This is a genomic window from uncultured Bacteroides sp. (assembly GCF_910578895.1).
GTDB lineage: Bacteria > Bacteroidota > Bacteroidia > Bacteroidales > Bacteroidaceae > Bacteroides.
The window spans coordinates 63556-75309 of the sequence record NZ_CAJTSC010000010.1 but is presented as its reverse complement, the minus strand read 5'-3'; the positions used below and the strand labels follow the sequence as shown (position 1 = coordinate 75309).

9 protein-coding genes are annotated in these 11754 nt (G+C 57.0%); 6 read left to right on the top strand and 3 right to left on the bottom strand.

Translation table 11 applies throughout. The features are described from left to right. Positions 1-317: 317 nt before the first annotated feature. Genes QZ327_RS04275 through QZ327_RS04265 form a run of 3 tightly spaced genes read right to left on the bottom strand, consistent with a single transcriptional unit; the run spans position 318 to position 4510 of the window. Positions 318-2801: a bifunctional UDP-N-acetylmuramoyl-tripeptide:D-alanyl-D-alanine ligase/alanine racemase gene (locus tag QZ327_RS04275; protein ID WP_294617414.1), complete on the bottom strand. Its 2484-nt coding sequence runs from the start codon at positions 2799-2801 to the stop codon at positions 318-320. After that, entirely contained in the window at positions 2777-3766 is a 990-nt protein-coding gene (locus QZ327_RS04270; RefSeq protein WP_294617423.1) for a GSCFA domain-containing protein, read from the bottom strand. Before QZ327_RS04270 ends, QZ327_RS04275 begins: the two co-directional genes overlap by 25 nt. Positions 3767-3787: 21 nt before the next feature. Further along, complete coding sequence (locus QZ327_RS04265) at positions 3788-4510, bottom strand: helix-turn-helix domain-containing protein (RefSeq protein ID WP_294617422.1); 723 nt, start codon at positions 4508-4510, stop codon at positions 3788-3790. Between the two features lie 187 nt (positions 4511-4697). Here QZ327_RS04265 and QZ327_RS04260 point away from each other — a divergent pair, with 187 nt between their 5' ends. From QZ327_RS04260 to QZ327_RS14400, 6 genes are all read left to right on the top strand, one after another. Continuing rightward, on the top strand, positions 4698-5141 hold the full coding sequence (locus QZ327_RS04260; protein ID WP_294617412.1) for a hypothetical protein: 444 nt from the start codon (positions 4698-4700) through the stop codon (positions 5139-5141). A gap of 262 nt (positions 5142-5403) precedes the next feature. Then, complete coding sequence (locus tag QZ327_RS04255) at positions 5404-6426, top strand: DUF4373 domain-containing protein (RefSeq protein WP_294617411.1); 1023 nt, start codon at positions 5404-5406, stop codon at positions 6424-6426. 179 nt (positions 6427-6605) lie between these two features. Further along, positions 6606-7091, top strand: a complete 486-nt coding sequence (locus QZ327_RS04250; RefSeq protein ID WP_294617409.1) for an HU family DNA-binding protein — start codon at positions 6606-6608, stop codon at positions 7089-7091. Between the two features lie 256 nt (positions 7092-7347). After that, positions 7348-7452, top strand: coding sequence for a smalltalk protein (locus QZ327_RS04245; protein WP_294617407.1), 105 nt, complete (start codon positions 7348-7350; stop codon positions 7450-7452). 103 nt (positions 7453-7555) lie between these two features. Beyond that, positions 7556-10861 carry a hypothetical protein gene (locus tag QZ327_RS04240; protein ID WP_294617406.1) on the top strand — a complete coding sequence of 1102 codons (3306 nt, stop codon included), beginning with the start codon at positions 7556-7558 and terminating at the stop codon, positions 10859-10861. Positions 10862-10877: 16 nt separating this feature from the next. Next, positions 10878-11753, top strand: a complete 876-nt coding sequence (locus QZ327_RS14400) for a hypothetical protein (RefSeq protein ID WP_366143368.1) — start codon at positions 10878-10880, stop codon at positions 11751-11753. The last annotated feature ends 1 nt before the right edge of the window (position 11754 follow it).

Genomic DNA, 11754 nt, shown 5'->3' with positions numbered 1-11754 from the left:
GATAAGAAGAATTTGGAATTATGAATTTTGAATTATGAATTTTGAATTATGAAAGCCACGGTTTTTGCATTTAAAGGAATTAAAAGGAGTTATCAGCCGCCCGGTCGACTTAGCAGTTAAAGCCGATACTTCTGTAACAATGTCATACACAAGAAGAGTATCGGCTCTAACTCCTTTAACTCCTGACGAAGCGATGCGAAGGGATAACTCCTTTTAACTCCTTGAAATGCAAAAACCGCCGCCGAAAGCTGAACTCCCGAACTCAAAATTCAAAATTCCTTCACTCCCGAACTCATAACTCATAATTCAAAATTCCCTCACTCCCAATAATACACCCTCTTCACCCTCGTCGACACACCCGTCAGCACCTCGTACGGGATTGTCTCGAGCACGTCGGAGAGGACGGTCACCGGCAGGTGGTCGCCGAAAATCTCCACGCTGTCGCCCTCCTTGCAGCCGATGTCGGTGACATCGATCATGCAGACGTCCATGCAGATGTTGCCCACGTAGGGCGCACGCTGCCCGTTCACCAGGCAGTAGGCGCGTCCGTTGCCCAGGCGGCGGTTCAGCCCGTCGGCATAGCCGATGGGGATGGCGGCAATGCGCGAGGGGCGCGTCAGATGCCCCTTGCGGCTATAGCCCACCGTATCCTCCTGGGGCACATCGCGTATCTGCAGGATGGTGGTCTTCAGCGTGCTGACGTTGTGCATGATGGAGTTGTCCACCGGACTGACGCCATACAGCCCGATGCCCAGCCGCACCATGTCGAACTGCGCGCCCGGGAAGCGCTCTATGCCCGCCGAGTTGCAGATGTGGCGCAATATCTTATGCGGAAACGCCTGCTGCAACTGCGCGGACGCCTCTTCGAAAGTCTCTATCTGCCTGCGCGTAAAGGCGTCGAACTCCCTGCCGTCGCTCCCCACCAGGTGCGAGAACACCGAGCGCGGGATAACCGCATTCTGCCCCTTCAGCCGCTCTATGAGCCGGGGCACGTCTGCCGGCGCAAAGCCTAGGCGGTGCATGCCGGTGTCCAGCTTCACGTGGATGGGGAAGTGGGTGACGCCCTCCTTCTCCGCTTCCTTTATCAGCGCGTCCAGCAGGTGGAAGCTGTATACCTCCGGCTCCAGCTTATAGTCGAACATCGTCTTGAACGCCGTCATCTCCGGATTCATGATGATGATGCTTGCCGTGATACCCGCCTTGCGCAGTTCCGAACCCTCGTCGGCAACGGCAACGGCGAGGTAGTCCACCCGATGCTCCTGCAACGTCTTGGCAATCTCGTACGACCCCGCACCGTATGCCGACGCCTTCACCATGCACACCATCCGGGTCTCGGGCCGCAGCATGGCGCGGTAACGGTTCAGGTTGGCAACCATCGCCCCGAGGTTCACCTCCAATATCGTCTCGTGCACCTTCTTCTCCAGCACCTCCGCCAGCGCGTCGAAGCCGAACTTGCGCGCGCCCTTGATCAGGATTATCTCGTCCTGCAGCCGGAGCGCGCCCTTGCCTATCGCCTCGGCAAGCGCCGCCGTGTTGGGATAGAAAGCCTTCTCGATGTCGAACCGCGCGGCGCACGAGGATATCTCGCCACCCACGCCGATAATGCGCTCTATGCCCCGGCTGTGCACCAGCTGCGCCACCTGGCGGTAGAGCGTCGGCGTGTTCTGCCCCGTCTCCAGTATGTCCGAGAGGATAAGCGTCCGCTTCAGCCCCTTGCTCTGCGAGCGGCGGTAGAGGAAGTCGAGCGCAAGGTCCAGCGCGCCGAGGTCCGAGTTGTAACTGTCGTTTATCAGCAGGCACCCGTTCTTGCCCTCCTTCACCTCCAGGCGCATCGCCACCGGCTCCAGCGCCGCCATGCGCTCCGTAATCCGTTCGGCGGGCAGCATCAGATAAAGACACGCCGCCAGGCAGTTCAGCGAGTTCTCGATGGAAGCGTCGTCGATGAAGGGCAGCGTGAACGTATTGTCCATGTCCAGGTAGCGGTAGGAAATCACGGTGGAGTCGTCACGCTTCTCCACCTTGCTTATATATAGCGGGCGCTCCATGTCCGTCCTGCTCCACGCTATCTCGCGGGCGGCAAGCATCGACCTGCCCACGCAGTTGGTGATGAACTCGTCGTCGCCGTTGTAAATCACCACGTCGCAATCCTTGAAGAGCGCCAGCTTCTCCATGCACTTCTCCTGCAGGGAGAAGAAATTCTCCTGATGCGCCCCGCCTATGTTGGTCAGTATGCCGATGGTGGGCCTGATGATGTTCTGCAGGGCGCGCATCTCTCCCGGTTCGGAAATGCCCGCCTCCAGGATGGCAAGCTCCGTGCGCTCGTTCATCTGCCACACGGACAGGGGCACGCCTATCTGCGAATTGTAGCTGCGGGGCGAGCGGGTGACGACGCGGTCCGCGCCGAGCAGCTGGTGCAGCCACTCCTTCACAATGGTCTTCCCGTTGCTGCCCGTGATGCCGATGACCGGCACCTGGAACGCGGCGCGGTGCTGTTCCGCCAGTTTCTGCAACGCCTTCAGCGGGTTGGGCACCACCAGCAGGTTGCACGCCGGTTGCAGGGCGTCCGTGTCCACCGCCTTAAGGCTCTCCTCGCCCACCACGAAATTGCGCACGCCGCGCGCATGCAGCTCGCCGATGTAGCGTGCGCCGTCGTTCCGCTTGGTGGCGAGCGCGAAAAACAGGGTCTCTTCCGGAAAACTCAGCGAACGGCTGTCCGTCAGCAGCCATCCGATTGCCGCCGGCACGTCGCCTATGCGGCGCGCGCCGATGATGCGGGCTATCTCTTCAATCGTATATGACATAATTCTTTCTCCTTTTCGAAATCTAAGTACGGGTATTTTCCGTTAAGTCGGTCTATTTTTAACACAATTTGTCCTAAAAAACGCTTATACTCTTCCGACTCCGGACGGAAGGGCTTATGAGCCAAAGCCTTGCGGATGTCCTCGCACTGCTCTACAATCCGCATCGTCTCCTCCTCGAAGCAGGCGGCGGCGAAACGCTCCCACACGTAGCGCACCGCCACGCCGGAGGGGTGCACCATGTCTTCGGCATAGAAACGGTAGTCGCGCAGCTCGTCCAGCAGCAGTTCGTAGGCGGGGAAGTAGGACACATGGCGGGGGAAAGCCTGGCACAGGCGGTCCACGGCAAGCAGCAGCACCGCCTTGCTGAGCTGGTTGGCGTGCAGCCCGTCCCGCACGTGGCGGATGGGGCTGACGGTGAACACCACCTGCAGCCCCCCGTTGCGCGCCAGCAGCCCGGACAGCAGCGAGGTGTAGTCCGCCACAATCTCGTCCACCGTCAGCCGGCGGCGCACGAACTCCCCGTCGGGCAGCTTGTGGCAATTGCCCACGATGCGCCCCGTCTGCCGCTGCTCGTACACCCACGCGGTGCCGAAGGTCAGCAGCAGGCGGTCCGCACGGAAAATCCCCTCGTGCGCGCGGGCGATGCGTCCGTTTATCTTCTCCAGCGCCTCCTCCGCCGACGGCGCCGAGAAGTCGCCGTGGTGCATGGGGCTGTGCCAGCAGCCGCCGTGACGGAAGAGGTCTTCCCCGCCATACACCTTGCCGAGTACGATTTCGCGCAGGGCGGCGGAGACGGACAGCGGGTTGTAGAGCGCCCCGTAGGGGTTGACGTCGCAGCGGAACTTGGCGTCCGCCAGCCTGGCGCCGATATGGGCGGCAAAGCACGAGCCGAGCAGCAGCAGGCGGTGGTCGTGCCGCAGGCGGGGCAGGCCGCCGGGCAGCTCGACGGAAGTATACAAATCCATCATCATCGCTCCCCCCCTTGCTTACATCATCATGTTCTTGCGGATGGAGAACTTCACGATTGCCATGGCGTTGATGGCCTCCAGCGGCACGTCCATCGGCTCGTGGTGCGGGTTGTAGCTCACCAACTTCAGACACCCTTCCCTGTCGGAGCGGTTGACGTACTTCACCGACAGATACTCGTCGCCGTCGATGACGAACGACACCAGGTACATTTCGCCGTAGATGACGTTGCTGAAGCTGTTTATCTCCTTGAAGCCCACGATGTCGCCCGATTTCAGGATGGGATACATCGAGTCGCCGCTGATGTAGAGCGCGCCGTCGCACACGGGTATGCTCGGTATCTGTATCCGCCCCACCACATACTGCCGCTTGTCCGCCAGCAGCGTCTTCAGGTTGGCGGCGGCGGCAATGTCGTAGAGCGCCACGCTGCGGTCGTCCACCGCGTCGGGTGTTTTAGGATTGTGAAGTATCTCTACCTCTCCCCTCACCCACTCGCTGTCGCACCGCTTCTGCTGCGGCTTGGGGCTTCCCTTGCCGGTGAGCAGCCAGTTGTAGTCCACCTCGCTCAGCTTGCCCAGCAACAACGGGAAGTCGATGCTGTTGCGCACAATCCAGTTGCTCAGCGTGGAGCGGGATACGCCCAGGTAGCCCGCCAGATCCGAATCGGTCTTGAAGTTCAGCACCCGCTTGGCGCGTTTCACGATATCCGCCACGCAGAACAGCCTATCCTTGTCATTTTCCATAATCAACAGTCTTTATGTTTTACATGTAAAGTTTTCAAAACACGTCAATCTTTCATTTACAAACGATTAAAAGGAATAAGAAAATTTATTTCCCGAACCGTTTGTTTTATTTATGAAAACAAATCTATCTTTGCCGGGACAAAAATAATCATTTGTTTTATAAACGCAAATTAAAGAGAACGGAATTATGAAAAACATGCAAAGACAAAATTCAACACTGGCGTCTGTCGCCATCAACACCAGTATCCAACCCGACAGACACCAGTGCCCGACGCGACAGACACCAGTGTCCGGCAGGACAGACTCCGGTGTCTGTCATCCCCCGCTGCAACCTGTCAGAAAATGCCTGCGCTGCCGCAAAGAGCTGCCTGCCGACGCCTTCTACACAAGAGACAGGCAGCAGCGCCCCGACAGCTACTGCAAGGAGTGCCGCAAAGCCGCCAACCGCATCAGGCGCAAAGCCGGAAACGGCCGTGAGGAACGGGAAGCCTGCCCGCGCCGGTATCCGGTGATAACCGACATCCGGCAACGGGACGTGCGCCTGCACCTCATCCTCAAAGCCTTGCAGACGGTACGCGAAAGCGTGGAACGCAAACGGCGCAAACAGCGCGAAAGCGACTGCTTGGAGTGACTTCTTTTTTTTCATCCAACCCTTTCAGAACCTGTTTAAATTTTGTCCGGCATTAGCTTCGCTCAAAACATTTTTTACCTATTTGATATAGGTATAGTTTTTTGAGCGTTCTTTTCGAGGATGTCATTCTGTTTTTACGAGGAGCATAGCGGGCTATGTGACGGATAAAAAGAGGAAAACAGACCGGGAAGAAACTTGGGAAGAAGCTGAAGAAAAAACTTTTTGAAGAAAATTCAAACAGGCCCTTAAACACATCAACGACATGTCCAGAATCAAAAAACGGGGACTCGACTATTTCCCCATCAACACCGACTTCATGCACAACCGCCTGGTGCGCCGCATCCTGAAACGCGAGGGAGACGCCTCGCTCGCCGTATTGCTCCAGACGCTTTGCAGCATCTATTCCGGCGAGGGATATTATGTGACGGCGGACGCGCTGTTCTATGACGACCTTGCCGACACCCTCTACCAGCAGGAACCCGCAGACGTGGAGCGTATCGTCCGCCTTGCCGTGGAGTACGGGCTTTTCGATGCCCGCCTCTTCAGCGAATGCCAGGTGCTGACCTCGGCGGACATCCAGCGCCAGTTTCTCTTCATCACCAAACGCCGCAACTCCAGCACGATAGACCCGCGCTACGCCCTGCTGCCCGCGGAAGCGGCTGCCACCGCCGCCGAGACCACCCCGGCAACCGAAACGCACGCACCCGCCGACGGTGCCGCACATCCCCGCGAGTCCGCCGCCTGCCGTCACGAGCCTGCCGACAATCTGCACGAACTTGCCGACCACCGACACGAGCCTGCCGCCTGCCTGCACGAACCCGCCGACCACCGACACGAGCCCGCTGCCCGGCATCAAGATGCAACGGAAAACGGCATAGCGGATACATTTCAATATGAAAACAGCCAAAAAGAGCCGCCGGGTACACAAAGCATAGCAAAGGAAAGCATAGCAAAGCAGAGAAAAGAAAATCCCCTCCTCCATAGTTCCCCCGGAAACGTGGGAACTGAAGATGCGGACAAAATGTCCGCAGAGGAGATTTATCTTCGAAAGATAGAGTCGCTGGTTCCCCCTCAGGACGGCATGAAGCGCAACCTGGACGGGCTGATATTCAACCTGCGACAGCTGCGCATCACCCCTCAGGAGCAGTATGCCATTATCGTCAAGAGCAATTTCGGGGTCATCGGCCATCCGCTCTGGAAGGGTTTCTACGCCTTGCGCGAAAGCCGCGGCAAGATACGCCAGCCGGGACGCTACCTGCTGAGCCTGTGCAAACCGGGCATCTGACAGGCAACCCGGACCTGTGACAGGCAATCCGCGAGAGGAAGCCCGCAAAAGATTTTCATTTCGTGGAACGGTTTCGCGAAAAGAATCCGTTTGTTTTCAAAATGAGTATTATCTTTGCAATGTGGTTAAGCTTAAGACACAGAACACAGAATTATCAACATCTAAAAAAACTTACAATTATGGCAGTACTTTACAAAACTATTCAATCTACCAAAGAGAACAAGGACGGAATGAAGCTTTTTCATCCCCGTGCCGTACACATCGCCACGATAGACAGCGCACAGATGGCGAAAGAAATCGCCGAATACTCTTCCCTCTCCACCGGCGACGTGAAGAACACGATAGACAACATGGTCACCGTAATGACCAAGCACCTGCAAGCCTCGGAGTCGGTGACAGTGGACGGCTTGGGCACTTTCAGCCTCATCATGCGCTCGCGCGGCAAAGGCGCCGCCACAGCCAAGGAAGTGAGCGCCGCGCAATCCACATTGCTGGTGCGCTTCACGCCCGCATCCACCCGCAACCAGGACCGCACGGTGGCTACCCGCGCGCTGATTACCGGGGTGAAATGCGTGCCTTACCAGAAAGAGGAGAATGCGCCCGGAGAGGGCGGAAACGGACCGGGCGGAAACGGCGGCGAGGAGGAGACGGATCCGCTGGGCTGATGATTGGCGCGGGATGACCGCAGCACCACGCACAGGACACGGCAAAGCACACACAGACACAAAGACTGAAACAGACACAAGACACGTGCAGACATAAAGCACGCACAAACACAAGAAGCGGACCGGACACAAGGAGTGAACCGGGCACAAGACAAAAACAACTGACTGACAGCCTGTCCCGGCGTTTCGCACGGCATTGCTCCAGGAAGGGAATTCCGGGCAGGCACTAAACTATTCGAAAGGAGGTGTAAGAACTATGGCAATCAAGAAATCCGTTTGGGATATCATCCTGAAAGTGATCATCGCGGCGGTGTCGGCTTTGGCCGGGGCGCTGGGAACACATGGCACAAGCGTATTGTAGCAGAAGAGCGCAACCACCTTCCGGCAGGACACAACGGGCTCTGCCGCCCCTTCCTGCCGGAAGGTCTTTTTTTATCCGAACCGAAACAAAAACAAGAAACACGATGAAGACAAGAAACCTATCACAAACCATAAAAAGAATAAGATGCATACTGCTCCTGCCGCTTCTTTGCGCGGGAACGGCATACGCGCAACAGGAACAGCCGGGTTTTCCGGTGGCAAACACGGTCTCGCCCGAAGCGGCGACGCTGGTAAAGGCAATCAACTATCCCGTGGGATACAACAGCGGCGTGCCGTCCATCAGCATCCCCCTCTACGAGTTCAAGGGGCGCGAACTGTCCGTACCCATTGTGCTGAACTACCATGCCGGCGGCTTCAAGGCACGCGAGCAGGCTCCCTGCACGGGCATGGGATGGACGCTGGGGTGCGACCTGCAGATTACACGCGAAATCAAAGGCGGGGACGACTTCCTGAACGCAGAAGGCTACAGACTGTACAAAGGTTTGTATTACAACCCGTTCTGTTATCACTATAACAGCCACGCCTACGACGGCAGCCTGCTGGACGACCCCATCAACCTGCTCTCCATAGCCAACGGGACGATGGACACGCAGCCCGACAAATTCTATTACAGGCTTCCGGAGAAATCGGGCTGCTTCTACCTGGTGAAGAACGACAAGGGCAAGTACTTCGTCCCGGTGCCCTACAACGGCATAAAGATAGAGTGCTTCCCTACCGGCAACCGGAACGATGTGAATTTCCGCATCACCGATACGGACGGGACACGGTATGAGTACACCTTCTCCGAACGGCAACGCCTGTATCCCTACCTGTCCAGCGGCGCAGAAACACAATCCGCCTGGAAGTGCAGCCGCATTGTCTCCCCCTCGGGCGGCGAGACCCTGCATATCGACTACCAAAGCCTGGAGGAGCGGGGGACGTATCTGTCGGGGGAATATATGGAGTTCTATGAAGACCTTGCAGGCGCCCACGGGGGTATCTCCGGACGTAGCACTTATTTTCCGGAAGACATCGACGAAGCTATCCCGAAATCGCAGCAGACCCTTGAACGGGTACGTAACCTCTTCCGTTTCGACAAACTGAACGTGCCCCGCACGGTGTACCACTCTTTCGGGCAAGGCTCCGGATTGGAACTCTACACCGAGGACCCCGAAGCGGAGGATGGCATACGTTTTGACTTCTACGAGACTTCACGCGAACAGGCAAAACTGTTGGTACAAACCCGGATGGGCATTTCGGGGATAACACTAAACGGCAATCGGATTGATTTCTTGTATGACAATGAAAGCTGCATGACGGAAATCCGCGTAAAACGACAGGACGGGACAATCGTCCGCCGTATACGACTGGACCAGTCGAAAACCGGCAAACGGACCTCGGTGGCGAACACGAGCCGCACCAACTACCTGGATGCCATCACGATAGAAGACGGCAGCGACCACACAGCGGAAACTTACCACTTTGCCTACACGGCAAAATATGCCTTCTCAAACTTCCTGAAAGGATTTGACGCATGGGGCGGGGTAAACAGGCAAACCTGCCGCATGGACCTATCCTGCGGAATAACGGTTCCTGCCATGATGGTACAGGCAAAACACTATTATGCAGATGCCCCTTCCGCTTACACGGAGGATTTCTGGACCTGGATAGGAGGCACGCACGAGTACCTGAACGAAATGAACGACTGGATAGACCCCGAATACGCCCTTATGGGACAGCTCGAGAAGATAACCTACCCCACGGGCGGATATACCCGGTTCAGCTTCGAGAACAATGTCGGCGAGCAGCGGGGAATGAACTACGCCCCCTTCCTGTGCGGCGGGCTGCGCGTAACGGACATCAGCAACCACGACAGCGACGGCACCCTGCTGACGCGCAAGAAGTTCGTCTACGGCGACACCCGCTGGGTCGGCGGCATCCCCAACGGGCTGTACTACTATAACACTCCGGACATCGACGAGGTTTTCTGCTACAAGCAGACGGTGAACTATCTTGTCAACCCCTTTTTCGGAGACGACGACTCGTTGTCGGACGACAGTGCCGAGGCACGCAGTTCCGAAACGCGTACCACCTATCTTGCCTACCCGCTTGAAAGCCTGTTCTACGGCAACGGCTCTCCCGTCTATTACACCAAAGTGACGGAATATGACTACGACACGGACGGGCTGAACGGGAAAAAGGAGTTCATTTATACCGACCCCAACGCCTTTGGTTTCTCCATGCGCCGCAAAATAGAGGATACCAACCTGTTGGAGTTTACCGAAGAGTGGCGGAACGGACAAATGGAACAGGAGAACGTGTACAGATACGAAAACGGGAATTTCGTGCCTGTAAGCGCCAAAAGATACCGGTATCAGACATTCCGCAAGAACGAGCACGTGATAAACACGTTTCTCTGTTATAAGAAAGGGATCATCATGGGTGTTTATGACAGTGGCGACGAGTACGACCGCTATACCTACAGCGAGATAAGCGACCCGTACACCCTGCGCAACATGGACATACCCCAGTTGGTGGCGACCTACGACCAGGGAGCCGCCACCGGCGACGTGCTGCCCGTGGAGGTAACCGACACCGTGTATGCCGGCGGGAAAAAGCTGGTTACAGTGACCGGATACGAATACGACGCGCTATTGCAGCCCACCACAGTCACGGTGACCTATCCCGAAGGAGAGACGGAAAAGACCGTGACCCACTATGCCGCCCAATGCTCCGGCGACTTCGTGGATGCCATGGAAAAACGGCACATGGTAGGAGTGCCGATACAGGTGGAGACCGAACGCGTGACGGAAGACGGCAACACAAAGGTGTCGGGCAGCATAAACATATTCGATACGGAAAACCCGGCACTGGTGAAAGCCGTGTACAGGCTGGAGTCCGGCGGCTATTCGGGAAGTTCGGACATGGACGGTTTCCGCATTCCACAAGGGTATTACGAGAAGTATGCGTTAGTTTATGACGCTGCCGGGAACATCGTGCAGCGGGACGCCAACGACCTGCCCGTGACAACCTACCTGTGGAGGTATGGCAACCGGTATCCCGTGGCGGAAATAAAAGGCGCCGCTTATGCGGATGTCTGCGCCGCGTTGGGGACAGACATCGTGGAGCAATTGGGAACGTCCTCGGACAACGCATACATACGCAACTGCATACAGGCATTGCGGGGAACACTCCCGTTTATGCGGGCGATTACGAGGACGGGACGGTGGTGCATGACACGCGGTATGTGTACGATGCACGGGGCAACCTTTGCTGCGTGCTTCCGCCCGAGGTATCCGTCTCACCATCGGGAGACGAATTGGAGAAATATGCCTTCCTGTACACCTACAATGGCAGGAACCTGTGTACGGAATACAAACTGCCGGGGTATAGGTATATGTATGCCATGACGAGGCGGACCGTCCCGTGCTGCAGCAGGACGGGATGCTCCGCGCGCAAGGCAAGTGGGTGTTTACGTTCTATGACGCGCAGGGAAGGGTGACGGTGGAAGGTATCGGGATGGTCGACGAGACGTCCGTGCAGTCTTCTACAGCGAACGCCGTGTTCTGCGGGACGGGCGGTTTCCTCGGCAGCGGGTATGACGTCAGCGGAATGGACATCACGGAAGAGGGCGCGCAGCTGCTGAAAGTGAACTACTACGACAATTACCTGTTTTTAAGACTGGACGGCGTGCCCTTGGGGCTGGCGTATGCCCCGGAAGAGGGGTATGACGCACGGTTTGACGGGAGTTCCGCAGGGAAAGGGCGATTGACGGGGACAAGGGATTTCGGAGCGGGAATTGTCGCGGGAGCGGCATCAGAAGTAGCATCGGGAGTTGCATCGAAAACTGTATCGAAAACAATTCCCACAGTATCCCTTTCCTCCGCCTTGTATTACGATGCCGAGGGGCGGCTGGTGCAGCAACGCGCCTGCAACTTGTTGGGCGGCATTGACACGGACTGCTTCGTTTACTCCTTCAGCGGGCAGACGCTAAAACACAAGCACACGCAGACCACCGCGGGCGGGACTGCACAGACGGAAGTGTACAGCTATGCCTACGACCATGCGGAGCGGGTGACCGAGGTACGCCACCAACTGAATGCGCTTCCCGAAGTGGTGTTATTGAAAAACAGCTACGATGAATTGGGAAGAATACGTACCGGCATCTTCCACGGCTCGGCTTGCAACACGACGTACAGCTACAATACCCGCTCCCTGCTGACGGGCGTGGATGCCGGAAAGTTTGCGCAGAGCCTATACTATACGGACGGCTATGGGACTCCCTGTTACAACGGAATATAAG